Below are 23,951 nucleotides of genomic sequence, written 5' to 3'. Positions count from 1 at the left end.
GGACCCATGACCGATCTTCACCCCGTGCGCCGCGCGTTGCTTTCCGTATCCGACAAGACCGGGCTGATCGAGCTGGGTAAGGCGCTGGCCGACCGCGGGGTCGAGCTGTTGTCGACCGGCGGCACAGCTAAAGCACTGCGCGATGCGGGGTTGGAGGTGAAGGATGTCAGCGAGATCACCGGTTTCCCCGAGATGATGGATGGCCGGGTCAAGACGCTGCACCCGATGGTGCATGGCGGCTTGCTGGCCTTGCGTGACAATGACACCCATGTCGCCGCGATGAACGAACACGGCATCGACGCGATCGACCTGCTGGTAGTGAACCTCTATCCGTTCGAGGCGACCGTGGCTAAAGGCGCTGGCTATGACGAATGTATCGAGAATATCGACATCGGCGGCCCAGCGATGATCCGTGCCGCGTCCAAGAACCACGCGTTCGTCAATGTCGTGGTCGATGTCGAGGATTACTCGTCGCTGTTGGATCAGCTGGACGAGAATTATGGCAAGACCGCATATGGTTTCCGTCAATGGCTGGCCCAAAAGGCGTATGCGCGCACCGCTGCTTATGACACCGCCGTGTCGAACTGGATGGCCGATGCGCTGCAGCTTGAGGCCCCCAGACGCCGCGCTTTTGCGGGCGAGTTGAAACAGACACTGCGCTATGGCGAGAACAGCCATCAGACCGCTGCATTTTATACCGACGGTACCAACCGACCCGGTGTGGCGACCGCCCTTCAGCATCAGGGCAAGGAACTGAGCTATAACAACATCAACGACACCGATGCGGCGTTTGAGCTGGTTGCGGAATTCGATCCCGTCAAGGGTGCGGCCTGTGCCATCATCAAACATGCCAACCCGTGCGGCGTTGCGACAGGAGGCACGCTGCTGGACGCCTATAAGGCCGCGTTCGACTGTGACCGTACCTCGGCCTTTGGCGGGATCGTGGCCCTGAATCAGACGCTGGACGCTGAAACCGCGCAGGAGATCACAGGGATTTTCACCGAGGTTGTGATCGCGCCTGGCGCCTCGGATGAGGCCAAGGCGATCTTTGCCGCCAAGAAAAACCTGCGCCTTCTGACGACCGAAGGCCTGCCGGATGTGACCGCTGGTGGCAAAACCGTGCGTCAGGTCGCGGGCGGTCTGTTGGTGCAAGACAAGGATAACGGATTCGTCGGCATGGATGACCTGACGGTTGTCACCAAGAAGGCCCCGACGGATGAACAGATGCGCGACCTTCTGTTTGCCTGGAAGGTGGCAAAGCACGTGAAATCCAACGCCATCGTCTATGTTAAGGACGGCGCGACCGTGGGTGTCGGCGCTGGCCAGATGAGCCGCGTGGATTCGGCCCTGATCGCGGCTAAAAAGGCCGAGCGCATGGCCGATGTTCTGGGTCTGCCACAGCCGCTGACCATCGGCTCAGCGGTGGCGTCGGACGCGTTCTTCCCCTTTCCCGACGGTTTGATGGAGGCCGCAGAGGCCGGGGCCACCTGCGTGATTCAGCCTGGCGGCTCGATGCGGGATGACGACGTGATCGCCGCCGCAGATGAGGCCGGTCTGGCCATGGTCTTTACCGGCATGCGGCATTTCCGTCACTGATGCGTGCCCGATTGCTCCTCTGGGCGGCGCTGACCGCGTTTCTGATCGACCAGATCAGCAAGTACCTGGTCGTTCATGTGATGCGCGTGGCCGAAGGGCCGATCAGCGTTCTGCCGCCCTTTCTGGTGTTCAGATATGGCGAGAATCGCGGCATCAATTTCGGCCTGTTTCAGGGCAATGGCGACGCCGCGCGCTGGGCTCTGATCGGAGTTTCGCTGGTGATTTCAGTGGGCGTGTTGATTTGGTTGATGCGCACGGCCCCCTCAAAGCTCATGTTGGTCTGTGGCGGCCTGCTGATCGGCGGTGCGCTTGGCAATGTGGTGGACCGCGTGTTGTACGGATATGTGCTGGATTTTCTGAACATGTCCTGCTGTGGATTCGACAACCCCTATGTGTTCAATCTGGCCGATGTATTCATATTCGCAGGTGCGTTCGGGTTGGTGCTGTTTGATAGGAAAAAGCCCTCGTGACGCGGGTTTGGAAATACGATAAAAGCGCCTGAAACAGGCTGGAGACTTTCATGCGGTTGCCGCGTTCCATATTTGTTGTGACTATGAGTCTTGCGGTTGCGGGATGTTCGGATATCGGTCTGCGCCACCTCGAGCCGCCGGGCCCGGGCCCGGACGAGTTTGCGATTTTGCCGGTCAAACCTCTGACCCAGCCCGAGAACTACAACTCTTTGCCCGCACCGACACCGGGTGGCACCAACCTGACCGATGCCAATCCCACAGGGGATGCTATTGCCGCGCTGGGCGGGAATCCGGCTGCTTCGAATCCAAATACCGCTGTGCCTGCCTCTGATGGCGCGCTTGTCACGGCCTCTAGCCGATATGGCGTTCCGTCAAATACACGGCAAGTCGTCAACCAAGAAGATGCGGATTTCCGCAAGCGTCAGGGGCGTTGGACCCGTCTGCGGCTGTTCAACGTAGACCGATATTCGCAGGTTTACCGTCGCTGGGCTATAGATCCGAACAAGCAAACCCAGGCTGCGCGGAACGCTGGGATCGAAACGCCATCGGCGCCGCCGGTCAATGAATAATTCTTAACTTTCCGTCATCGGGGTTGAACCCGCGCGGCACCACCGTAGTTTGAACACCAGAAACGAAACGGAGGATGCCCCATGGTTCGGGCTCTGGCACTGTCGGCTGCTCTGATCGCCGCCACCCCGGTTTTTGCCGAAGTTGGGCACGAGGCGGTCACCACCTTTACGCTGGATAACGGTATGGACGTTGTCGTGATCGAGGATCACCGCGCCCCAGTCGTGCAGCACATGGTCTGGTATCGCGCCGGATCGGCGGATGAGCCAGTTGGCTCGTCCGGTGTGGCGCATTTTCTGGAACACCTGCTGTTCAAGGCCACCGACACGCTAGAGGCGGGCGAGTTTTCTGCCACCGTCGCGGCCAATGGCGGCAATGACAACGCGTTCACCTCGTATGATTACACCGCCTATTTTCAGCGTGTTGCTGCCGACCGGCTTGAGCTGATGATGCGGATGGAGTCAGACAGGATGCGCAATATCCGCCTGTCCGATGATGACATCGCCACCGAGCGCGACGTGATCCTGGAAGAACGTAACCAGCGTACCGAAAACAACCCGCGCGCCCTGTTCAGTGAACAGGTCAGCGCGGCGCAATACCTCAACCACCGCTATGGTGTCCCCGTTATCGGTTGGAAACATGAGATGGAAACGCTGGACCTGGACGATGCACTGTCCTTCTATCAGATCCACTATTCGCCAAATAACGCCATCCTGGTGGTGACCGGCGATGTTGAGCCAGACGAGGTCAAATCCCTGGCCGAGCAATATTACGGGGTAATCCCGGCAAACCCGGACCTGCCCGAACGGGTGCGATCACAGGAGCCGCCACAAACCGCTGAACGCCGCCTGACCTTTAAGGATGCGCGCGTATCGCAGCCCTATGTTCAGCGCAGCTATCTAGCACCCGAACGGGACGCAGGTGCGCAGGAAAAAGCCGCCGCCCTGTTCCTTCTGGCTGAATTGCTGGGGGGCAGCACGACGTCGTACCTGAATGAAAAACTGCAGTTCGAGCAGCAAAAGGTCGTCTATACCGGCGCGTTCTACCGAGGCGTGTCGCTTGACGATACCACATTTGATCTGCTGGTTGTTCCGGCCGAAGGCGTGTCGCTGCAAGAGGCCGAGGATGCGATGGATCAGGCCGTGACCGATTTCATCGCCGAAGGTGTGAATGAAGAGGATCTGGATCGGATCAAAATGCAGCTGCGCGCCGCGCAGACCTATGCGCGAGACAATGTGGACGGGATCGGCAATCGCTATGGCCGTGCCCTGACCAGCGGGCTGACGGTCGAAGATGTACAGGCTTGGCCTGATGTCCTGCAGGCGGTGACCGGTGATCAGATCATCGCCGCCGCGCGCGAAGTGCTGCAGCCTGAAACCTCGGTCACGGGCTGGCTGATGCGAGACGATGAGGTAACGCAATGAAGCGGATATTTGTAACTCTGATAGCTTTGGTCATCGCAGTTCCTGCATGGGCCGAGATCGAGATTGAAGAGGTCACCTCGCCGGGTGGCATCACCGCATGGCTGGTCGAGGATCACTCGATCCCCTTCACCGCCCTGGAGCTGCGGTTCCGCGGTGGCACGTCGCTGGACGACCCGACAAAGCGCGGCGCGGTGTATCTGATGAGCGGCCTGATAGAAGAAGGCGCTGGCGAAATGGATGCCCGCACCTATGCGCGCGAGCTGGAATCTCTGGCCGCGTCGTTCGGGTATAGCGCCTCAGACGATTCAGTGTCGATCTCGGCACAGTTTCTGACCGAAAACAGGGATGAGGTGATTGACCTGTTGCGGACCACGATTCACGAACCGCGTTTCGATCAGGATGCTGTAGACCGTGTTCGCGCTCAGGTTCTGTCGGGTCTGCGGTCAGATCAGACCAGCCCCAGTGACATTGCCGGGCGCAGCTTCGCGGAAATGGCCTATGGCGATCACCCCTACGGTTCCGAAGGCAAGGGCACGATCGAAAGTGTCAGCGCCTTGACCCGCGATGATGTGGTCACGGCATATGAGAACGTGTTTACCAAGGATCGTCTGTATGTAGGCGCGGTCGGCGATATCACCCCAGAGGAACTGGGCGCGGTGCTGGACGAGCTCTTGCTTGATCTGCCGGATACCGGCAAACCGATCCCTAAGCGGGCCGATGTGACGATCACTGGCGGAGTGAGTGTGATCGAGTTCGATACGCCGCAATCGGTGGCTCTGTTCGGCCATGCCGGGATCGACCGCGACGACCCGGATTTCTTTTCCGCCTATCTGTTGAACCACATTCTTGGCGGCGGAGGTTTCGAAAGCCGCCTGATGCAGGAAGTGCGCGAAAAACGCGGTCTGACCTATGGCGTGGCGACCTATCTGGTGCCAAAGGATCTGGCCTCTGTGTATCTTGGGTCGGTGTCCTCGGCCAATGACCGTATCGCCGAAGCCGTTGATGTGATCCGCAGCGAATGGGCGCGCGCCGCATCCGAAGGGGTCACTCAGAAAGAGTTGGACGACGCCAAGACCTATCTGACCGGTGCCTATCCGCTGCGCTTTGATGGCAACAGCCAGATCGCCGGGATCATGGTGGGTATGCAGATGGAGGATTTGCCTATCGACTATATCGCCACTCGCAATGACAAGGTGAATGCAGTGACGCTTGAGGATGTGAACCGGGTGGCGTCCGAACTGCTGGACCCAGATGGTTTACACTTTACCATCGTTGGCAAACCCGAAGGTCTGGACGGCTGACCCTTAGGCCGCTGCAGGTCTTCTCTGGGCCTGCAGCGTGTGCTTGTTGCTGTTCAACAGCTTTTGCCGTGTATGTCGGAAATGCGCTGCTTTCAATGCATCGTCGATATGGCGGCTCCGCCGCAGCAAGCGCATCAGGCTGATATTGTCGAAGACCAGGCATTTGGTGGGTTCGGTGGCTATTACCGTGGCTGTGGCAGGCAGCCCAAGGCCAAAGGTCAGCTCTCCCAAAATCTCATCTTCTCCACATTGGTTGATGACCCGGCCGTTTTTCAGGATCGTGGTCCGCCCCTTTAAGACAAAGCCCAAAAAGTCGGTTGTCTTGCCTTCTTCGATCAGGATGTCACCGTTTTCATAGGTCTTGACGGCGGCGGTGTTCAACAGTTTCCGGGCTTGGTGGGGTTTCAGCGATTCAAGGTGCAGGGCGATGAACTGACGTTCGTCATCTGAAAACCGAAGCAAATGCCGGGACAGAAACCCGCGCAGCAGGCCCAGGATCGAGATCGAGATATATGCCAGCTGAATGATCGAGCCCGCGAGGTTGAATTCTTCCGACATGCTGAACAGAACACATCCGGCTGCGGCGATCACAAGCAGGGGGTAGAGGCTGCCGTTGCCCCGGATGATCCCCATCTGCAGCAGAAAATAGCCGGTGATGTAGAGGCCCGCGCCAAAGACGCCGATCATCGTGGCGACCTGTACCAGTTCAGGAAACTCGTATGGAAAACTCAGCATGGACCGATCCAACCTTGTTAAGACTGGGTCCAAGCTGAGGGATAGTGGCGGCGCTGTATATGAACAATGTCACATGTTAATCATCGTTATGTTCATTCAATGGTCACTCTATGCAGCAGCGCGCCATCTGTACCCGAACAAACTGTTTGCACCCCTGGGTTCTCCAGGGCTGGGTCCCTACTCGCCGTAGGGCACCCAGATGTTTTTAACCTCGGTCGCAGCCTGCAAGAAACGGCGAGTCTGATCCTCGTGCCATTCGGTTGCCATGGCGTTATTAACCCAACTCCGTTTCAGGTTCCCGGCCGAAGCCCGCTCGATCTCGGCCGACAGATCGGTAGACGAGAATGACCAGATCGCATCCACATTCAGATGCGAAGCCAGCGGCTTCGCCAGTTCCGTGTGGCTGCCAGTCAGGATGTTGACCACGCCAGCGGGCACGTCAGAGGTTTCGAGGATTTGGTAGAAATCCGTCGCCGCCAGCGGGTAAGGCTCGCTTGCCGCAAGAACCACCCGGTTGCCCATCGCAATCGAAGGGGCCATGGCCGAGACCAGACCCAGCAGCGGCGCCTCGTCAGCACAGAGCGCGCCGATCACGCCGACAGGTTCTTTCATGGCAATGGCCACGCCCCGGATCGGAACGCCGTGCACCTGGCCGTCATACTTGTCGGCCCAGGCAGCGGCGGTGAACAGGCGCTGGATCGAGGCTTCGACCTCTTTCGCGCCGTCTTTCCTGCCGGTCATGGCATCAAGGCGCGCAGCGAATTCACCCGCGCGGGCCGAGAGGTTTTCGCCGATGTAATACAGTATCTGTGCCCGTAGATGGCCGGTGGTCTTGGACCAACCCTTGGCCCCCGCTGCGGCCTCGACCGCGTTGCGGACGTCTTTGCGGTTGGCCAGACCCACATGGCCCAGCAGGCCAGGCTTGCCCCAGACGGGTTTCGAATATCCGCTGTCAGGACGGGCCTGTTTGCCGCCGACATACATTTTGGCAGTACGGTCAATCGGATCGACCGGGGCACCTTCGCCCATCGCGGCCTCGGCCTTGGCCAATGGTTTGCCTTTGCCTTTGGGCTTGGTGTAGGCGGTCAGACCTTCCCAGCCACCTTCGCGGCCAAAGCCGCTTTCGCGCACACCGCCGAACCCGGCTGCGGCATCGAACAGATTGGTGGCATTCACCCAGACAACGCCCGCGACCAGCTTCGGTGCGATATCCAGTGCAAGGTTCACGTTCTCGGTCCATACCGTCGCCGCCAGCCCGTAACGGGTGTTGTTGGCCAGCTCAACCGCCTCTTCCGGAGTACGGAAGGTCGAGGACACCAGCACCGGACCGAAAATTTCCTCCTGCATCAGTAGATCAGAGGTTTCGAGGCCCGAGATCAGCGTTGGCGGGTAGAAACAGCCATTTTCGGGCAGCGCGCCAGCCGCCTGATAAACGTGACCCGCGGTGTTGTTGTCGACCATGCTCTTGATGGTCTGCAACTGGACCGGGTCGACCACAGCACCCACGTCGATGCATTTGTCCAATGGATCACCGATGCGAAGAGTGTCCATTCGGGCGCGCAGTTTCTCGTGGAACCGATCGGCGATGCCTTCCTGAACCAACAGACGCGAACCCGCGCAACAAACCTGACCCTGATTGAACCAGATCGCGTCGACCAGCCCTTCGATGGCGGAATCGATATCGGCGTCGTCAAAGACGATATAGGCGGACTTGCCACCCAGCTCCAAAGTCAGCGCCTTACCCGAACCGGCGGTCGCCTCACGGATGCGCCGCCCCACTGCGGTTGAGCCGGTAAAGGCGATCTTGTCCACGTCCGAGGCCACGATCATCTCACCTACCGCGCCATCGCCCGTGACGATGTTGACCACACCCTTGGGCAGCCCGGCCTGTGAGCAGATATCGGCAAACAGCAGCGCGGTCAGAGAGGTATATTCGGCAGGTTTCAGAACGACCGTGTTACCCATGGCCAGCGCCGGAGCAATCTTCCAAGCCAGCATCAGCAGCGGGAAGTTCCAAGGAACGATTTGTCCACACACTCCCAGCGCTTCGGCGTTGGGTAGTTCGCTTTCCATCAACTGCGCCATGCCGGCGTGGTAGTAAAAGTGACGCTGTACCAGAGGGATGTCGATGTCGCGCGATTCACGGATCGGCTTGCCGTTATCCAAGCTTTCCAGCACTGCAAACAGGCGCGAGTGCTTTTGCAGCAGGCGCGCGATGGCATAGAGGTAGCGCGCACGACCCGCACCGCCCATCTTCTCCCATTTTGGCTGCGCCTTGCGGGCGGCGGATACGGCGGCGTCGACATCGGCTTGCTTGGCCTGGGTCAGCTTGGCCAAAACCTCTCCGGTCGCCGGGTTGCGGCTGTCGAACCCCTTGCCCGGTTTGGTGAAGGTCCCGTCGATATAGTGACCAAAATTGTCACCCTGATCGACCAGCCAGGCCAGCGCTTCGGCTGAGCTTTCGGGGGCAGGGCCGTAATCCATGGTCTCGAAAATCTCTTTGACTGTCATTGTTTTCGTCCTCAGCCCATCGAGTGCCTGTAACCGGCGGAATAAGCACCCGTTACGAAATGTTCTAGCTGCCGTTCGATATCGCCCAAAAGCGACGACGCGCCAAAGCGAAACAGGTCCGGCTCCAGCCAACGGTCGCCCAACTCATCCTTGATCAGCGACAGGTAAACTAGTGCGTCCTTGGCTTTGGAAATCCCGCCTGCGGGTTTATATCCGACACGATACCAGGTGCGGTCATAGTAATCGCGGATCGCCCGGATCATCACCAGCGACACGGGCAGCGTGGCGTTGACGCTTTCCTTACCGGTCGAAGTCTTGATGAAATCCGCCCCCGCCATCATGCAGACCAGCGAGGCGCGCGCCACGTTGCGTAGGCTACCCAGTTCGCCGGTTGCAAGGATGGCTTTGACATGCGCGTCGCCACAAGCCACGCGGAACGCTTTCATCTCGTCATACAAGGCCTGCCAGTCGCCCGACAGCACATGACGCCGAGAGATTACGATGTCGATTTCCTCGGCTCCGGCTTTGACGCTTTCTTCGATCTCGGCCACGCGCAGGTGGAACGGGGACAAGCCTGCAGGGAATCCGGTCGATACGGCGGCCACCGGAATCCCGGTACCCCTCAGCGCATCCACAGCGGTTTCGATCATGTCGTGATAGACACAGACCGCGCCGGTGGTGATCGGTGGCATGTCCAACGCCTGAAGTGTTGCAGAAGCCACGGGTTGCCGCGCTTTGGCGCACAGGCGCCGGACACGGCCGACGGTATCGTCTCCCGATAGGGTGGTCAGGTCGATCAGGGTGATCGCCTTGAGCAGCCACGCCGCCTGGTAGTCCTTTTTCACCGAGCGCCGACCCGGCAGGGTGGCTGCGCGGCGCTCAACGGCCGAGGTGTTGACCTGTACGGCCCGCACCCAATCCAGATCAAGCTCCATTCCAGGGTTCCGGGGCTCGGTCACTTGCGGCAGATGCGCGGTGCGCACGGGGCTTTCTGAGCTCTGCGTTTCCATTTTCACATCCTTTGGGAGGTTTGTATCAAATTCGCACGGGTAAGATGCAAATGGAAGGCCATCCGGCATTGGAAGGGTAAATTTTTTGACCAAATGGACAAAATAGGCGTTTTCTTGCGAATAATTCTCAATAGCATTGACTTAGTTGCGAGCGGTTCTCATATTCATCTTAGCAAGATACCATTTCCGGGGTCTGATATGATTCGTCGTAGTTTCCTTGCAGCGCTGGCATTCGCCGCTGTATTCCCATTCTCGGCCTGGGCCGATGCGCCGCTGAAAGTGGTGGCCACGACCGGTATGATTGCCGATGCCGCCCGTCAGGTCGGAGGTGATCAGGTCGAGGTGAAGGGCCTTATGGGCCCCGGCGTCGACCCGCATGCCTATCGTCAGACCCGCAGTGATATCGTCGCTATGACCAGGTCCGATCTTATCCTGTGGCATGGTCTGTATCTTGAGGCGCAGATGGAAGAGTTCTTCCATGACCTAGGGCGTAAACGCATGGTCGTTGCGGTAGCCGAAGGCGTTGATAAGTCAAAGCTGCACGTGCATGACAATTATGCTGACAAATACGATCCCCATCTTTGGATGAGCCCGGCCCTGTGGCGCGATGTCGTGGTCGAGGTGCAAAAAGCCCTGACACAAGCGCGCCCCGAGGCCGCGGACACCTTTGCGGCAAACGCAGAGGCCTTTCTTGCGCAGATCGCGGAACTGGAGACTTATGGCAAGCAAGTGCTTGCAGCGGTCCCGGAAAACAACCGTGTTCTGGTGACGGCACATGATGCCTTTGGGTATTTCGGTGCTGAATACGGGTACGATGTGCTTGGAATTCAGGGTATTTCAACCCAATCCGAGGCGGGACTGAACCGGATTAGCGAATTGGTCGATACGCTGGTTGACCGGCAACTGACGGCAGTTTTCGTGGAAAGCTCGGTCTCGGATCGGTCGATGCGTGCGCTGATCGAGGGCGCAGCGGCCAGGGGACATCAGGTCGAAGTCGGTGGACAGCTTTATTCGGACGCGATGGGCGAGCCCGGCACCTATGAGGGTACCTACATCGGGATGCTGGATCACAATATCACAGTAATCGCAGGCGCTCTGGGGGCTGATATTCCCAAAACTGGCATGAGCGGCAATCTGTCGGCGGGGTTTTGAGAGATGCTGGAACTGGCGGCACATCAGGGCATCCCCCTTTCGGAAAACGACATTGGAGAAAGTCCACTGGCCATTCGCGGCCTGACCGTCTCGTACGGGCAGAAGCCGGCGGTTTTCTCGGTTGATATGACCGTGCAGCCGGGTGCAATGACGGCGATCATCGGGCCGAACGGTGCAGGCAAATCGACACTATTGAAGGCTGCGTTGGGGATTGTGTCACCCCTGTCCGGGCAGGTGACAGTGTATGGTGATCGGCTGGACCGGCAGCGGTCCCGGATTGCATATGTACCGCAACGGGCCAGCGTGGACTGGGACTTCCCGACGCGCGTGATTGACGTGGTTCTGATGGGCTTGTCGCGCGAGCTGGGGCTGTTGGGACGGGTGCGCGCCCGGCATAAGGCGCGGGCGATGGATTGTCTGCACCGTGTAGGGATGCGTGACTTTGCCGACCGGCAGATCGGCCAGTTGTCAGGCGGCCAGCAGCAGAGGGTCTTTCTGGCGCGCGCCTTGGCGCAGGCCGCCGATCTGTATCTGCTGGACGAACCTTTTGCCGGGGTTGATGCGGCAACGGAAAAGGCCATCATTTCGGTCCTGAAATCGCTGAAAGAGGCGGGCAAGACCGTGGTTGCGGTGCATCATGACCTGGCGACCGTCACCGACTATTTCGACCATGTTTTCCTGATCAACACGCGCAAAGTCGCCGAGGGGCCCGTGGCCGAGGCTTTTACGGCCAAGACATTGCAATCTGCCTATGGCGGCCGTCTGGCTACGGCGCAGATCGACCAGATCTCACGCGCGCTGGGGTGAGTCATGCATTGGGATGCTCTGACCCTTCAGCTTGGCTATAACGCCACGCTTGTCGCAATCGGCGCAAGCCTGCTGGGCATTTCCGCCGGGGTGACCGGCACATTTCTGTTCTTGCGCAAACGTGCACTGGTCAGCGATGCGATCAGCCATGCGACATTGCCGGGTGTGTGTCTGGCCTTTATGGTACTTGTGGCCCTCGGTGGGGACGGCAGAAACCTGATCGGCCTGCTCGTCGGGTCGGCAATATCCGCTTGGATCGGCCTTTTGTGTATGAACTGGCTGACGCGGCACACGCGGCTGGCCGAGGATGCCGCGATCGGAGCGGTCCTATCTGTATTCTTTGGTTTCGGCATTGTGCTGCTGACGGTGATCCAGACCATGGGTGTGGGCCGACAGGCGGGGCTCGAAGGGTTTCTGCTGGGCTCGACCGCAGGAATGCTTTGGACAGATGCGATGATCATTGCGATCGGAGGCGCGGCAACGCTGGCGCTTGTCATGATTATCCGCCGTCCAATGACGATCGTGGCCTTTGACCCTGAATTTGCAGCAGCCAGGGGCCTGCCGGTGCATCGCATCGACCTTGCAATGATGGGTCTGGTTATGGCCGTCACAGTGGTTGGCCTGAAAGTTGTCGGGTTGATCCTGATCGTTGCGCTTTTGATCATTCCGCCGGTGACAGCCCGGTTTTGGACTGAGCGGTCCGAAAGAGTAGTGTTGCTGGCGGGTCTGATCGGGGGCGTCTCGGGTTATATCGGTGCGGCACTGTCGGCGGCGGCTCCCAATCTGCCGACGGGTCCGCTTATCGTTCTTGTCAGTTTTGCCGTGTTTGTCCTGTCGTTGCTGTTGGCACCGGTTCGCGGTGTTCTGGCGGCGGTGTTGCGGCACCTGCAATTCCAGCGTCGGGTTCATATCCGGCAGGGCTTGCTTGCGTTGGCACAAGGGCAGAAAATCTATGAGCCGCTGACCCTGCGTTTGTTACGCCGGGCCGGGTTGGCCCGCCCCGACGGCGTGGCAACCGAGGCTGGCAAGGCCCGCGCCGCCAAAGCCCTGCGCGACGAAAAGCGGTGGGAGGTCGTTCGCACGGACCAGGCCCACGAAGCAACGGCGGCGCTTTATGACGGGCTGCGCGATATCGAAACCGTGCTGACCCGCGACCAGATTACCGAGATCGACCGCCAGATCGGCGGCCCGCAGGGGATAGCACCATGAGCGGCGAAGAATTCGTTCCCCTGTCACTGACACCGCTGCTGATCGGGACATTTGCCGCCATCGCCTGCGCCCTTCCGGGGAACTTTCTGGTTCTGCGCAAACAGGCGCTGATTGGGGATGCCATCAGCCATGTAGTGTTGCCGGGCATCGTGGTGGCCTTTCTGCTGACCGGCGCGATCTCGACCTGGCCGATGATGCTGGGCGCGGCGGGTGCTGCCGTGGTTGCCGTTGTGATGATCGAGGCGATCCGCAGGTTGGGTCAGATCGAACCCGGTGCGGCAATGGGCGTGGTCTTTACTACCCTGTTTGCGGCGGGTGTTCTTTTGTTGGAGCAGACGGACACCTCGACCGTGCATCTGGATGTGGAACACGCGCTGTATGGCAATCTCGAAAGTCTGATCTGGCTGGACGCAACGGGATGGGTCTCGCTGTGGGACCCGGCAGCGCTTGCAGGGTTGCCCCCGGAATTGCCGCGTATCGCGCTGACACTTGCAGGGGTTTCCCTGTTTACCTGGATATTCTGGCGACCATTGAAGATTTCGACCTTTGACGAAGGTTTTGCCAGCACGATCGGTATTCGGACCGGTCCTTTGGGGTTTGCGCTGGTGATCACAGCGGCGATAGCTGCCGTCGCAGCCTTCGACGCGGTTGGCTCGATCATCGTGATTGCCATGTTCATCTGCCCCCCCGCTGCGGCGCGGTTGATGACCAACCGATTGGAAACTCAAATCGCATGGAGCGTTGTATTTGCCGTGGTTTCGGCGGTGATGGGCTATGTTCTGGCGGGCTATGGCCCATTATGGCTGGGTGCCCGCGATGCCGTGAGTGCCGCCGGAATGATCGCAACGGTATCGGGTGTGATTCTGGCGCTTGCGGCTGTTTTCGGCCCCTGCCGGACCCGCGCGGGCGCTCCAGGCACTGTCTGATCCGGCAAATTCCTGCTGTTGGCTGATGCCGTATTTCGGCTGAACTTTGCCAACGCGAACAGCACGGCCAGAGTTAATGAGCCTTAATCTGCAGATCGTGCTAAGGTTGTTGTATTGTTAAGCAACTGACCACCACTCACCCCGGCTTGTTCGGGCAATCGTGATCAAGGTCGTCGCCTTGCAGGCCGACATGGCGCGATTGTCCGAACGCCCCCCTCTTGCACAAAATCTGAATACCATAGCGGTGGCAGAATCGTGTGCGCATGTGCTAGGTCTAGGGGTATGGAGCAGGCAAAGCCCAATATCAGCGAGTTTCGACCGGTAATTCGGCAGTTGGACGATGCTGCAATCAACCGGATCGCAGCCGGCGAAGTGGTCGAGCGACCGGCCTCTGCGGTCAAGGAATTGATCGAGAACGCCATTGATGCAGGTGCCACGCGGGTTGCGATAGAGATCGCCGATGGGGGCAAGACGCTGATTCGCGTCACCGATGACGGCTGTGGTATTGCGGCGGCGGATTTGCCGTTGGCTTTGTCCCGCCACGCAACCTCGAAAATCGACGGGTCGGATCTGCTGAACATTCATACTTTCGGATTTCGCGGTGAGGCGTTGCCGTCGCTGGGCGCGGTCGGGCGTTTGACCATAACCAGTCGTGTTCCGGGGGCGGATGCGGCGCAGATTCAGGTCGCTGGTGGCACAATGTCCGCGGTGAAACCCGCGGCTCTGCGCGCGGGTACCGTGGTCGAGTTGCGCGATCTGTTCTTTGCCACGCCTGCGCGTCTGAAATTCATGCGTACCGACCGCGCCGAGACACAGGCTATCGCCGATACGGTCAAACGTCTGGCCATGGCCGAGCCCTCGGTCACCTTTACCCTGCGCGATGTCTCGGGCGGCGGCGAGGGGCGCGTGACCTTCCGGGCTGACCGCGAGAATGGTGATCTGTTTGACGCGTTGCATGCCCGACTGGCCCGCGTGATCGGGCGCGAGTTTGCCGAGAACGCGTTGCAAATTGACGCCACGCGTGAGGGTATCCGGTTGTATGGCTATGCCGCTCTGCCGACCTATTCTCGGGGCGCAGCGGTGGCGCAGTACCTGTTCGTCAATGGACGGCCTGTGCGTGACAAGATGCTGACCGGTGTATTGCGGGCGGCCTATTTCGACTTTCTCAGCCGTGATCGGCATCCGGCGGCGGCTCTGTTCATCGACTGTGATCCGACGCTGGTGGATGTGAACGTGCATCCTGCCAAATCCGAAGTGCGGTTCCGCGACCCTGGCGTGGCGCGCGGGCTGATTGTCTCGGCTCTGCGGCACGCGCTGGCAGAGGCCGGGCATCGGGCGTCTTCAACCGTAGCGAACGCGACCCTCGGCGCGATGCGGCCTGAATCACCGCAACCCATTCCGGCGCGGGTGTATCAGATGGATCGCCCCTCACCCGCCGCGCGCCAGATGGCTTATCAGGCGCAGGCGCCGGGCTTTGCTGAACTGACCCACAATTACAGCGGCAGCGTGGTTGAGCCGATCGCGGAACCCGCTTCCGAGGCGCCGACCGAAGACCTGCCTTTGGGGGCCGCGCGCGGGCAGGTGCATGAAAACTACATTATCGCCCAGACCGTCGATGGCATGGTGATTGTCGATCAGCACGCCGCGCATGAGCGGTTGGTCTATGAAAAGCTGAAAGCCCAGATGGCTGCGAACGGCGTGGCGGCGCAGGCGCTGCTGATCCCCGAGATCGTAGAGTTGTCTGAAGGCGACTGCACGCGACTTATGGCGGTGGCAGATGATCTTTCGCGCTTTGGCCTGACGCTCGAGCCCTTCGGCGGCGGTGCGGTTGCCGTGCGTGAAACCCCGGCCATTCTGGGTGAGGTCAACGCCCGCGCAATGATTCTGGATATTCTGGATGAGCTGTCCGATCAGGGTGAAAGCCAGATGGTGCAGGCGCGGATTGAGGCGATCCTCAGCCGTGTCGCCTGTCACGGTTCGATCCGCTCGGGCCGCCGAATGCGGGCCGAAGAGATGAACGCCCTGCTGCGCGAGATGGAGGCGACACCCCATTCCGGCCAGTGCAACCATGGGCGGCCAACTTATGTGGAACTGAAACTGGCCGATATCGAACGATTGTTCGGACGCAGTTGATCCCGCGGGGTGCGCGGGATATGAAGAATAAAACAAGAACACCTGAGGCAAAATGATCGAGATTGCAGGAACCCAATTTGCATTGAACGACCCCGTGATCCTGATCGTTGGCGGGGTGGTGGCATTGATCCTGTTGCTGCTGTTCCTGTCTTTGCGAGCGGCCAACCGGTCAGCCAGGATGGCCGAGCCTCTGTCACGGCAAATGGCCCATCTGGGCCAGCATGTGCAGCAGTTGGGGCAGGGGCAAGAGCAGCTGCGCGGCGGGCTGCAGCATGTCTCGGACACGCAGGCCAATGCGCAGGTGCAGGTGATCCAGACGGTTGAATCGCGCCTGTCTTCGGTGCAGCAGCAGATGAACGATCGGCTGGCAGATAATGCGATGAAATCCGCACGTGCGCTGGCCGAGATGCAGGAGCGGATGAAGGAATCGCTTCACGGCTCGTCGAAACAGACGGCGACGTCACTGACCCAGTTGCAGGAGCGTTTGGCGGCCATCGACAAGGCGCAGGATAACATCACCAAACTGTCGGGCGATGTGCTGTCGCTTCAGGATATTCTGTCGAACAAACAGACGCGCGGTGCGTTCGGAGAGATTCAGTTGAACGATATCGTCTCCAAGGCGTTGCCCTCGGACAGTTTCAAGCTGCAGGCGACCTTGTCGAACGGGCGTCGGGCGGATTGCCTGATCCACCTGCCCAACCCACCCGGCCCCATTGTGATCGACAGCAAATTCCCGTTGGAAGCGTATGAGGCGCTGATCGGGTCGACCAATGATACGGAGCTGAAAGCTGCGGTGCAGATGTTCCGAACAACTGTGCGCAAGCATATCAACGACATCTCCGAGAAATACATTCTGGACGGGGAAACCGCCGATGGCGCGTTGATGTTCCTACCTTCCGAAGCGGTTTATGCCGAGTTGCACGCCAAGTTTCCCGAATTGGTGCAGGAGAGCTTTACCAAACGCGTTTGGATCGTCTCGCCCACCACCTGCATGGCAACGCTGAACACGATGCGCGCGATCCTGAAGGACGCAAGGATGCGGGAACAGGCGGGTGCTATCCGCAAAGAGCTGGGTCTGCTGCACAAGGATGTAGATCGCCTGGGCGATCGGGTTTCCAATCTGGACCGTCATTTCGGGCAGGCGGCCAAGGATATCTCGGAAATCAAGATCAGCGCTGAAAAAGCAGGGCGCCGGGCGCAGCGACTGGACAATTTCGATTTCGAAGAGATCGCACCTGACGACACGCCGGGCGTTGTACCGCTGGCGCGGCACGAAATCTGACAAGCCGTTCGATGCGACATTGGCCGGAATTGGCCAGCGCACCGCGTCAGGTCCCAGAGATCAGATACGCAGGAAGGGCTGGAACAAGCGGGGCATGAGCTTGGTGAATTTCAGCGGCGCGTCGGTAACGGCCAGACAGATGCAATCTGCGGTAATGTCTGCGGTCGGGGTGTGATGCAGATCTTCATCGGCAATCTCGACATCGCCGCGTGCAAAGTGATCAACTTCATCCGAAAACGCACCCTGCAGAACCATGGTCAATTCCATACCGTTATGGCTGTGATCCGGAACTGCGGTTCCGGCTGGAATGAACAGCAGACGTGCCGAAGCGTCGCCGCTCGTCGGCAATATAGCTTGTCTGACGCCCATTCCGATGGGCCGCCATCGGATGTCATTGACGGTGCCTCCGACGTAGTCCTGCAGGGGGGCAGGTAGCACGGCGCAGCCCTTGTTCACGGGCTTGGGGGTCGGTGCGCCTTGGGCGATCAGCGCCATCGTCGCAGCCAGCGCGCTGTCGTTCATTTGGGCAGGATAGGGCAGCGCGTCCAGTATCTGTCCGCCAACCGCATCAAAGCTTTCAGCCTGCGCGCGGCAATGGTCACACAGCGACAGATGGGTCGCGACCATCAGATCGAACGCTTCGGGCAGGCTGCCGGCGGCATATGCCATCAGCAGATCTTCCGTCAGGTGATGCTTAATCTGTTTGCTCATCGTCTCTGTCTCAGTTCATTGCGTGGCGCAGGCGATCCAGCGCCAGCCTAATTCTTGATTTGATCGTTCCCAGAGGCAATCCAGTCTGAGACGCAATTTCCCGGTGACTCAGGTCTCCGAAATAGGCCTTTTCGATCAAGTCTCTTTGCGCGTCAGGCAACGCCTTCAAGGCAGTGCGCAGCTGCGCGGTTTCTTGTTGCAAGACGATCACGTCGTCCTGATCAGGTTCGGACTCGGGGCCCCAGCCCAGTTCTTCCGGTTCGGGGCGCCGTTGCTTGCGCAGGGCGTCGATGCGTTTGTTCCGTGCGATGGTGAACACCCATGTGGCCACCGTTGCCCGGGTCGGATCGAACAGATGGGCCTTGTGCCACAAGGTCGCCATCACTTCTTGCGCACATTCCTCGGACATGGTCGCGTCCGAGCCCGACTTCATCAGGAACGCCTTGATCCGCGGCGCAAAATGCTGGAACAGCTCGGCAAAAGCCGCCTGATCCTGCGCATCCCGAATGCGCCTGACATGGTCCACCCACTCAATCCTGGTGTCGCAACTGCTTTGTGTTCCGTTCACCTGTCTACCCTTGATGCGTTTTCTTGTGCGCCAAGGCTTGAGGACGGCGGGTGTAGCCGCCGGCTCGTCCAAGGTCACGGTGTCTATCTCGGTAAACATAACCACAATACGGTTGGTGTCCCAAGCCGGATCACTCTGAAGCGATATTTTTGATCCAATCCTGGCTGGATGCCGTATTCTAAGTAACAGAAACCTTCAGAAAACCACGCCCCTCCGGGCGGTTACAAGCGGGTCGGACCATATCGAATGACACAGACCGTTGATCATGTTGCGGGCCATACCTTTCACGGGCGCAAGGGGGCGATCGAAAACGCCTTCCGCTATTCGGTCGACTACATTCTTCTGAACCCTGAACGCGATCTGACCACTCCGGCGCTATTTTCGGTGAACCGGGCCAATCTTGCCAACTGGCGGTCGCAGGATCACGGGGGTGAGCCGGGCCAGGGCGACGGTGCCGCCTGGCTGCGCGCGCGGTTTGATCAGTTGCAGGTGGCGCAACCGGCGCGCCTGATGTTGCTGACGCAGCCTCGGGTTCTGGGGCATGTGTTCAACCCGGTCAGCTTCTGGTTCTGTTTTGATGGACAGGATGTGCTTAATGCGGTGGTGGCCGAGGTGACCAACACCTATGGCACGCGCCACAGCTATCTGTGCCACAAGCCCGGTTTTGCGCCCATCGAAGTGACAGACAGGATGGTGGCTGACAAGCTGCTGCATGTTTCGCCCTTCCAGAAGATCGAGGGCAGCTATACCTTCCGTTTCGACTATCGCCCCGAACGTGTTGGCGTTTGGATCGAGTATACCCGCCCCGAGGGCGGATTGATCGCCACCCTGACCGGGACACGCCGTCCGCTGACCAACCGGGTGATCCTGTGGTCGCTGCTGCGCCGCCCATTTGGTGCGCGGCGGACCTTTGCGCTGATCATCTGGCAAGCACTTAAACTTTGGGTGAAAAAAGCCACCTTTCGCCCGTTCAGAACCGCACCGGTGCCGGATCAGCCGGTTTCGCGTGTGCGCCTGCGCTAACGCGTTTGTTCAAGATCAAAGACTCGGGCTCTGCCTAGTGGTTGTTTCATTCGAAAGCCGCGAACACAGGAGTCGGGTCATGTTGGAAATTTCAGCAAGAAAAGTTGCTCAGGTTGCGCTGATGGGGCGCGAGCTGAATCGGGCCGAGGGCGAGTTGCGCGCGTTCATTGATCACATGAGCGAGGACGAACAGGCCGAACTGGTGGCTATCATGTGGATCGGGCGTGAAAGCTTCTTCGCCGAGGATCTGGTCGAAGCCATCACCACCGCAAGGGCCGAAGCCTCAACCCCCTGTGCTGATTACCTGATCGGAACGCCGCACATGTCAGATCATCTGGAAAATGGTCTGGATGCGCTAGGGGTATCGGCCGAGGACGTGGAAAATGATCTGATGTAGGCACCAGTTTTATTGCCGTCACGCCACCTGATTGGCGTGACGGTCATCTCAGTTGGAATGGTCAATGATCGCGAGGTGCTGCGCCAGCCGGTCGATTTCAGCCATCCAACTCTGCACCAGCTTTGGATCATTGGGGGCCGCATGAACGCCTGCCGGGATAGCGCGGTTCAAGACGGCTTCGACAGCCAGTGAAACGGGGACCGAGACCAGCCGCGCCATTGCCGTGCCGCGGTCGTCACCCCAGGCATCCATCACATAGGTTTTGTGCCAGACCGGAACGCCGTCTTTTTCCGCCTTCAGGCCCACACACAGAACCACACGGTCCGGCTCACCCTCGTCATAAGCATTTTCAGCCCAGAACTGGTCCGACATCTCCTTCAGGCGTGCATCGCCTTCGGGGCCGGACAGGGTTTCGATTTCGGCAAACACACCCGACCACGCATCGGCCCAGCCATTCAGACGCAGCGTACCGCGGACGAATTCCTTGACCGGCCAGTGATCCTCGAAATGGTACTGCGCCATGAACGGGATCGAGTCGCGGTTCGGATAGACCTCAAAGCTTTCGGGTGTGGGCAGGGGTGCGATATAGCTGGTAATCGCATCCCATGGGCGCGCCACGTCCAGCGGAGCATAATTGCGAATTGATTTCGATGGTGAACGCAACGCCTTGAGCACACCCAGCGGTGACCAGCTGAACTTGTACCGGAACGGGTTCGGATGCTTGGGGATGCCACCGCAATAAGAGATGAAACTCAGGTGGTTCTGCGGGTCGAACGCGTCCGAAGCGCGATAGTCGTCGATCAGTGCATGAGCCATCAGGTGATCGATGCCCGGGTCCAGCCCGACCTCGTTGACCAGCGCCACCCCGGCTTCGCGGGCCGCCTCGTCCAACGCGCGCATCTCGGGGGCGATATAGGAGGATGAGACGAAATTCGCCTGTTTCGCGATTGCAAGCTCGGCCAAGGGCACGTGCCAGTCGCCGGGCAACATCGAAACGATGACATCGCCCTGTTCCAGCACCGCCGCCAAGGCGTCGATGTCAAAAACGCGGATATCGCTGGTCAGGTCACCAACTTCGGCCTTGGCCTTTTCGATTGTCCGGTTCCAGACCGTGACCTCGTGCCCGCCTTCGATCAGGCGGCGTAAGCCGGGAATGGCCGACAGGCCGGTGCCACACCAGTGAATCGTCATGTGAAAACTCCTTTACGGCTGTTCAGCCAAACCTCAGTTTTGCAATCACGATCGCGCTGACAAGCAGGATCGATATCACATTACCCAATATCAGCGGCCATGCCGCAATCATCACTCCGTAAATCAGCCACAGGCTCAACGTGGCCAGAATCAACAGGTTCGCCGGCATAGACAGATCCTTGGTCTCGCGGGAGCGCCAGGTCTTTAGGGTTTGAGGAAGCCAACATACAGTGCCCAGCACCGCAGCCGCGCCCCCGATCAGGTGTTCCATGCGTGGCTACTCCTAGACATGGTTGTCGAACGTATCGCGGGCCCGGCCCCAGACGCCGCTGTTCAAGTCGGTCAGGGTCAGCAGAGAAGGCAGAAGCTGTGCTGCATAATCTTCCGAGCTTTCGACCGGTAGCATCGACGGCAGATTGTCGATAGCAACTACATCAAGAACCGGATTGGTCGCCACGCGCAGGGCAGGTGCGTCCCAAGTGGTTGCTCGGTCATAAACCGGAACGGGGTTATAATCGCTGTCGGGGTCACAGGCGACATCGCCGATGGCGGTCAGCTTGCGGTCAGCGGCCAGTGCCTCATGCGGGACAAAAACCGGCGTGCCTGGGCGCGCGAAGATACAGTTCAGGAACAGGTCGTGGTCGAGGATTTCAGGGAACGGCCCGCCGCTGGCGGTTTCGGCCATGTCCCACTTGGTGACACTGACACCCATCGCCGTGCAAAGGTCGCTGGCGCCGGTACCCACGCGGCCAAGAGCACCGATGACGATGGCCCTTGGTTTATTGGCCTCGATGGCATCTAGTTCAGCCAGAAGCTCGGAATTCAACGCGTCCTTGCTGGGATAGACACCAACCGGAGGGCATTCCGCGCCCCGCTGCTGCGCGGCCCAAGTCTTGAGTGTCACCGCAGCCCCGGCATAGCCGGCCCAATAGCCAAAGGCGGCGACTCGGCGGCCGTTTTCCTCGACAAGATATTCCAGATCATACAGCGTTCCGCCCCCGGCCTTGAACCGTTCTAGCAGCGCCCGGCCGGAATGCTGACCCTTATAGGCATGGCCGAACATGATGTGGCGGTGGGGCAGGGGCGTGCCATCCTCGGGCAGTTCCTTGAGGCCAAAGATGATCGCGTCATTAGGTGCATCTGGCCAGGAATTCTCGGGCGCGATCTCGCAGCCAGCAGCCTTGTAACCGTCGATGGGGATGGCGCGAACATGGCTTTCCTCGACCGTTACGCGGATGCCAGCAGCGATCAGAGCCAAAGCGCCTTCAGGGGTCAGCCCGACCCGTTCTTCGTTCGGGCGCTGTTCGGCCCGGACCCATAGATGCGTCATATTTTGTCCCCTTTATCAGAGCATTCCGGCGGCACGTACGGCTTTCAGCGAAGCGCGCGCCTCTGCCGCCTCACGAAAGGCGACGATCTTGGGGTAGGCTGCGATGTCGACGCCGTCGCCTTCCAACCAACTGCAAACCACATACAAATAGGCATCGGCAAGCGAGAACGCCTCGCCCAGCACAAACGGTCCACGCAGACCGTTCGAACAGATATAGTCGCAGGACGCTGCCATGGTCTGCGCGACTTTTGCCGTCATATCCTTCCAGCTGGATTTCTTGTCGGCCCACCGTGCGCCGCGCAGCTTATGGGCGTGGTTCACATGCATGGTCGAGGCAAGGTAATACATCACCTCGCGCATCCGGGCGGCCATGATCGGGTCCGCAGGCACCAGCCCGGCCTTCGGAGCCATTGCTGCGATGAACTCCAAAAGTGCCCCGGTTTCGGTCAAAATCCCACCGTCTACCACCAACGCCGGAACCCGGCCTTTTGGGTTGATCTGCTTGTAGGCGGATTTGGTTTGCTCTCCACCGGCAAAGTCCAGTTGGATGGCCTCATAGTCCAGCCCGGCCTCTTCCAGTGCAATCGCAACGGCGACCGAAATCGTGCGAGGGGCATAGTAAAGTTGCATCACAAAGCCTCTGGTTTGGGGTTACAGGTGGGTCTGTGCAAACTGCCGGTCTGGTGCTTCCAGATGCGGAACGGCATTGAACAGAACCGGGCTGAGCTGTGTACCTATCGGGTATAAACGGTGCATTGATGTGTTCATGATGGCAAGAGCCACCCGCGCCATGGCCGGGATATCCAGCCCCATCGCCTGCCGGACAACCATCGAAATCAATCCGCCCGAGGTCACAACGATGGCAGGGCCGCCTTCGGTTCCGATATCGGTCAGCGCGTCGCGCACCCGGGTTTCGAATTCCTCGAAGGTTTCCGGTGTGTTTTTGATGGCGCCATCGGCCCAGGCGGCAAAGGTGCGGGGCAGATGCTCGACAAAACCTTCGCGATCAGTGGGCACTTTCACTCCGTGCTGTTCCTCGAACAGCTGCGCGATGGTGAAATACTCGATCTCGTTCAGCCGCGGATCGCGGATCGGATCAGTCAGCCCCATGCTGGCGGTGGTCTCGGCGTGGCGGATCAGGGTGCCGCAATAGACCCGGGGAAAATGGCTGCGTGTGTCCTGGAGATGCGCCCCCAGCCAGCGGGCCTGCTGATGTCCCAGATCGCTGAGCTTGTCATAGTTCTTTTCGTCGCGCGCGGTGGTATTGGCCTGCCCGTGACGCACCAGTGTGATATGTGACATGTCGGTCCCTCTTGCGTGGCAAGTCTTAGGACAGGTCTAGGTCCGGGGCCAGAGCCGTTCGTTGCGGTTTGGAAATTATTCTCGCTCACCCCCGAATCTGGCCGGGCGGTATTGTTGTTGACTCGCAAGACCGTCCACAGGAACCTTGGTGATATCAGACTGTCCTGCAAATTCATCGTTGCAAGCTATTCGATGACCTCGGAAAACTGGCTTGGGAAAGGATTTATTTATGACGGATATTAGGCGCACACCTTTGCATGGTTTGCATGTTGAGTTGGGTGGGAAGTTGGTTGATTTTGCGGGCTG

General features: G+C 59.5%; 23 protein-coding genes. 13 read left to right on the top strand and 10 right to left on the bottom strand.

Annotated elements, in window-relative coordinates; genetic code table 11:
- Positions 1–6 precede the first annotated feature (6 nt).
- The 5 genes from purH to AC2FH2_RS18555 all read left to right on the top strand — a co-directional run bounded on the left by purH (position 7) and on the right by AC2FH2_RS18555 (position 5,358).
- Positions 7–1,596, top strand: a complete 1,590-nt coding sequence (purH, locus tag AC2FH2_RS18575; RefSeq protein ID WP_496824782.1) for a bifunctional phosphoribosylaminoimidazolecarboxamide formyltransferase/IMP cyclohydrolase — start codon at positions 7–9, stop codon at positions 1,594–1,596.
- Complete coding sequence (gene lspA / locus AC2FH2_RS18570) at positions 1,596–2,066, top strand: signal peptidase II (protein ID WP_281973770.1); 471 nt, start codon at positions 1,596–1,598, stop codon at positions 2,064–2,066. The genes purH and lspA overlap by 1 nt, the downstream gene beginning before the upstream one ends.
- A 50-nt stretch (positions 2,067–2,116) precedes the next feature.
- Positions 2,117–2,635 (top strand): DUF3035 domain-containing protein, encoded by a 519-nt coding sequence (locus tag AC2FH2_RS18565; RefSeq protein ID WP_271952136.1) that lies wholly within the window; start codon positions 2,117–2,119, stop codon positions 2,633–2,635.
- Positions 2,636–2,716: 81 nt separating this feature from the next.
- Positions 2,717–4,057 carry a M16 family metallopeptidase gene (locus AC2FH2_RS18560; RefSeq protein WP_496824779.1) on the top strand — a complete coding sequence of 447 codons (1,341 nt, stop codon included), beginning with the start codon at positions 2,717–2,719 and terminating at the stop codon, positions 4,055–4,057.
- On the top strand, positions 4,054–5,358 hold the full coding sequence (locus AC2FH2_RS18555) for a M16 family metallopeptidase (RefSeq protein ID WP_142640051.1): 1,305 nt from the start codon (positions 4,054–4,056) through the stop codon (positions 5,356–5,358). The genes AC2FH2_RS18560 and AC2FH2_RS18555 overlap by 4 nt, the downstream gene beginning before the upstream one ends.
- Positions 5,359–5,361: 3 nt before the next feature.
- On the opposite strand, the gene AC2FH2_RS18550 is transcribed toward AC2FH2_RS18555, so the two are convergent.
- The 3 genes from AC2FH2_RS18550 to deoC all read right to left on the bottom strand — a co-directional run bounded on the left by AC2FH2_RS18550 (position 5,362) and on the right by deoC (position 9,614).
- Positions 5,362–6,093, bottom strand: a complete 732-nt coding sequence (locus tag AC2FH2_RS18550) for a Crp/Fnr family transcriptional regulator (protein ID WP_142640052.1) — start codon at positions 6,091–6,093, stop codon at positions 5,362–5,364.
- A gap of 177 nt (positions 6,094–6,270) precedes the next feature.
- Entirely contained in the window at positions 6,271–8,604 is a 2,334-nt protein-coding gene (locus tag AC2FH2_RS18545) for an aldehyde dehydrogenase family protein (RefSeq protein ID WP_496824777.1), read from the bottom strand.
- Positions 8,605–8,615: 11 nt separating this feature from the next.
- A complete protein-coding gene (gene deoC, locus AC2FH2_RS18540) occupies positions 8,616–9,614 on the bottom strand; it encodes a deoxyribose-phosphate aldolase (RefSeq protein ID WP_496824775.1) in 999 nt (332 codons plus the stop codon).
- 198 nt (positions 9,615–9,812) lie between these two features.
- On the opposite strand from deoC, the gene AC2FH2_RS18535 reads away from it, so the two are divergent.
- The 6 genes from AC2FH2_RS18535 (at position 9,813) to AC2FH2_RS18510 (ending at position 17,123) form a co-directional block, all read left to right on the top strand.
- Complete coding sequence (locus AC2FH2_RS18535) at positions 9,813–10,766, top strand: metal ABC transporter solute-binding protein, Zn/Mn family (RefSeq protein WP_496824773.1); 954 nt, start codon at positions 9,813–9,815, stop codon at positions 10,764–10,766.
- A gap of 3 nt (positions 10,767–10,769) precedes the next feature.
- On the top strand, positions 10,770–11,573 hold the full coding sequence (locus tag AC2FH2_RS18530; protein WP_496824771.1) for a metal ABC transporter ATP-binding protein: 804 nt from the start codon (positions 10,770–10,772) through the stop codon (positions 11,571–11,573).
- 3 nt (positions 11,574–11,576) lie between these two features.
- Positions 11,577–12,782 (top strand): metal ABC transporter permease, encoded by a 1,206-nt coding sequence (locus tag AC2FH2_RS18525; protein ID WP_281973767.1) that lies wholly within the window; start codon positions 11,577–11,579, stop codon positions 12,780–12,782.
- Positions 12,779–13,708, top strand: a complete 930-nt coding sequence (locus AC2FH2_RS18520) for a metal ABC transporter permease (RefSeq protein ID WP_496750590.1) — start codon at positions 12,779–12,781, stop codon at positions 13,706–13,708. Before AC2FH2_RS18525 ends, AC2FH2_RS18520 begins: the two co-directional genes overlap by 4 nt.
- A 282-nt stretch (positions 13,709–13,990) precedes the next feature.
- Positions 13,991–15,841 (top strand): DNA mismatch repair endonuclease MutL, encoded by a 1,851-nt coding sequence (gene mutL / locus AC2FH2_RS18515; RefSeq protein ID WP_496824768.1) that lies wholly within the window; start codon positions 13,991–13,993, stop codon positions 15,839–15,841.
- A 52-nt stretch (positions 15,842–15,893) separates the two neighbouring features.
- Positions 15,894–17,123: a DNA recombination protein RmuC gene (locus tag AC2FH2_RS18510; RefSeq protein WP_496690444.1), complete on the top strand. Its 1,230-nt coding sequence runs from the start codon at positions 15,894–15,896 to the stop codon at positions 17,121–17,123.
- Between the two features lie 60 nt (positions 17,124–17,183).
- On the opposite strand, the gene AC2FH2_RS18505 is transcribed toward AC2FH2_RS18510, so the two are convergent.
- Together AC2FH2_RS18505 and AC2FH2_RS18500 are read right to left on the bottom strand one after the other, a co-directional pair.
- Positions 17,184–17,834 carry a ChrR family anti-sigma-E factor gene (locus AC2FH2_RS18505; RefSeq protein WP_142640070.1) on the bottom strand — a complete coding sequence of 217 codons (651 nt, stop codon included), beginning with the start codon at positions 17,832–17,834 and terminating at the stop codon, positions 17,184–17,186.
- A 10-nt stretch (positions 17,835–17,844) separates the two neighbouring features.
- Complete coding sequence (locus AC2FH2_RS18500; RefSeq protein WP_142640072.1) at positions 17,845–18,501, bottom strand: sigma-70 family RNA polymerase sigma factor; 657 nt, start codon at positions 18,499–18,501, stop codon at positions 17,845–17,847.
- Between the two features lie 147 nt (positions 18,502–18,648).
- Here AC2FH2_RS18500 and AC2FH2_RS18495 point away from each other — a divergent pair, with 147 nt between their 5' ends.
- Together AC2FH2_RS18495 and AC2FH2_RS18490 are read left to right on the top strand one after the other, a co-directional pair.
- Positions 18,649–19,425 carry a DUF1365 domain-containing protein gene (locus tag AC2FH2_RS18495; protein WP_142640074.1) on the top strand — a complete coding sequence of 259 codons (777 nt, stop codon included), beginning with the start codon at positions 18,649–18,651 and terminating at the stop codon, positions 19,423–19,425.
- A gap of 79 nt (positions 19,426–19,504) precedes the next feature.
- Positions 19,505–19,822: a DUF3775 domain-containing protein gene (locus tag AC2FH2_RS18490; protein ID WP_496824765.1), complete on the top strand. Its 318-nt coding sequence runs from the start codon at positions 19,505–19,507 to the stop codon at positions 19,820–19,822.
- Between the two features lie 48 nt (positions 19,823–19,870).
- On the opposite strand, the gene AC2FH2_RS18485 is transcribed toward AC2FH2_RS18490, so the two are convergent.
- From AC2FH2_RS18485 to AC2FH2_RS18465, 5 genes are read right to left on the bottom strand one after another with little or no spacing between them, the layout of a single operon-like run.
- Entirely contained in the window at positions 19,871–21,013 is a 1,143-nt protein-coding gene (locus tag AC2FH2_RS18485; RefSeq protein ID WP_496824763.1) for a saccharopine dehydrogenase family protein, read from the bottom strand.
- A gap of 22 nt (positions 21,014–21,035) precedes the next feature.
- A complete protein-coding gene (locus tag AC2FH2_RS18480) occupies positions 21,036–21,284 on the bottom strand; it encodes a SemiSWEET family sugar transporter (protein ID WP_142640081.1) in 249 nt (82 codons plus the stop codon).
- Between the two features lie 12 nt (positions 21,285–21,296).
- A complete protein-coding gene (locus AC2FH2_RS18475) occupies positions 21,297–22,343 on the bottom strand; it encodes a saccharopine dehydrogenase (RefSeq protein ID WP_496824762.1) in 1,047 nt (348 codons plus the stop codon).
- Positions 22,344–22,358: 15 nt separating this feature from the next.
- Positions 22,359–22,973 carry a glutathione S-transferase family protein gene (locus AC2FH2_RS18470; RefSeq protein ID WP_496703581.1) on the bottom strand — a complete coding sequence of 205 codons (615 nt, stop codon included), beginning with the start codon at positions 22,971–22,973 and terminating at the stop codon, positions 22,359–22,361.
- Positions 22,974–22,994: 21 nt separating this feature from the next.
- A complete protein-coding gene (locus AC2FH2_RS18465) occupies positions 22,995–23,645 on the bottom strand; it encodes a histidine phosphatase family protein (RefSeq protein WP_142640087.1) in 651 nt (216 codons plus the stop codon).
- Between the last annotated feature and the right edge of the window lie 306 nt (positions 23,646–23,951).

It is taken from the genome of Ruegeria sp. YTSA105, assembly GCF_059610225.1.
Note: the sequence above shows the minus strand (reverse complement) of the source record. Positions and strands in the feature narration are given on the sequence as shown.

Bases quoted from the DNA above. Each gene is read 5' to 3' on its own strand.
- AC2FH2_RS18500 (WP_142640072.1), bottom strand. From the start codon at position 18,501: ATGTTTACCGAGATAGACACCGTGACCTTGGACGAGCCGGCGGCTACA.
- AC2FH2_RS18480 (WP_142640081.1), bottom strand. From the start codon at position 21,284: ATGGAACACCTGATCGGGGGCGCGGCTGCGGTGCTGGGCACTGTATGT.
- AC2FH2_RS18565 (WP_271952136.1), top strand. From the start codon at position 2,117: ATGCGGTTGCCGCGTTCCATATTTGTTGTGACTATGAGTCTTGCGGTT.
- AC2FH2_RS18535 (WP_496824773.1), top strand. From the start codon at position 9,813: ATGATTCGTCGTAGTTTCCTTGCAGCGCTGGCATTCGCCGCTGTATTC.
- AC2FH2_RS18485 (WP_496824763.1), bottom strand. From the start codon at position 21,013: ATGACGATTCACTGGTGTGGCACCGGCCTGTCGGCCATTCCCGGCTTA.
- AC2FH2_RS18475 (WP_496824762.1), bottom strand. From the start codon at position 22,343: ATGACGCATCTATGGGTCCGGGCCGAACAGCGCCCGAACGAAGAACGG.
- AC2FH2_RS18560 (WP_496824779.1), top strand. From the start codon at position 2,717: ATGGTTCGGGCTCTGGCACTGTCGGCTGCTCTGATCGCCGCCACCCCG.
- AC2FH2_RS18525 (WP_281973767.1), top strand. From the start codon at position 11,577: ATGCATTGGGATGCTCTGACCCTTCAGCTTGGCTATAACGCCACGCTT.
- lspA (WP_281973770.1), top strand. From the start codon at position 1,596: ATGCGTGCCCGATTGCTCCTCTGGGCGGCGCTGACCGCGTTTCTGATC.
- AC2FH2_RS18510 (WP_496690444.1), top strand. From the start codon at position 15,894: ATGATCGAGATTGCAGGAACCCAATTTGCATTGAACGACCCCGTGATC.
- AC2FH2_RS18505 (WP_142640070.1), bottom strand. From the start codon at position 17,834: ATGAGCAAACAGATTAAGCATCACCTGACGGAAGATCTGCTGATGGCA.
- AC2FH2_RS18530 (WP_496824771.1), top strand. From the start codon at position 10,770: ATGCTGGAACTGGCGGCACATCAGGGCATCCCCCTTTCGGAAAACGAC.
- AC2FH2_RS18545 (WP_496824777.1), bottom strand. From the start codon at position 8,604: ATGACAGTCAAAGAGATTTTCGAGACCATGGATTACGGCCCTGCCCCC.
- AC2FH2_RS18520 (WP_496750590.1), top strand. From the start codon at position 12,779: ATGAGCGGCGAAGAATTCGTTCCCCTGTCACTGACACCGCTGCTGATC.
- AC2FH2_RS18555 (WP_142640051.1), top strand. From the start codon at position 4,054: ATGAAGCGGATATTTGTAACTCTGATAGCTTTGGTCATCGCAGTTCCT.
- AC2FH2_RS18550 (WP_142640052.1), bottom strand. From the start codon at position 6,093: ATGCTGAGTTTTCCATACGAGTTTCCTGAACTGGTACAGGTCGCCACG.
- AC2FH2_RS18495 (WP_142640074.1), top strand. From the start codon at position 18,649: ATGACACAGACCGTTGATCATGTTGCGGGCCATACCTTTCACGGGCGC.
- purH (WP_496824782.1), top strand. From the start codon at position 7: ATGACCGATCTTCACCCCGTGCGCCGCGCGTTGCTTTCCGTATCCGAC.
- deoC (WP_496824775.1), bottom strand. From the start codon at position 9,614: ATGGAAACGCAGAGCTCAGAAAGCCCCGTGCGCACCGCGCATCTGCCG.
- AC2FH2_RS18465 (WP_142640087.1), bottom strand. From the start codon at position 23,645: ATGTCACATATCACACTGGTGCGTCACGGGCAGGCCAATACCACCGCG.
- mutL (WP_496824768.1), top strand. From the start codon at position 13,991: ATGGAGCAGGCAAAGCCCAATATCAGCGAGTTTCGACCGGTAATTCGG.
- AC2FH2_RS18490 (WP_496824765.1), top strand. From the start codon at position 19,505: ATGTTGGAAATTTCAGCAAGAAAAGTTGCTCAGGTTGCGCTGATGGGG.
- AC2FH2_RS18470 (WP_496703581.1), bottom strand. From the start codon at position 22,973: ATGCAACTTTACTATGCCCCTCGCACGATTTCGGTCGCCGTTGCGATT.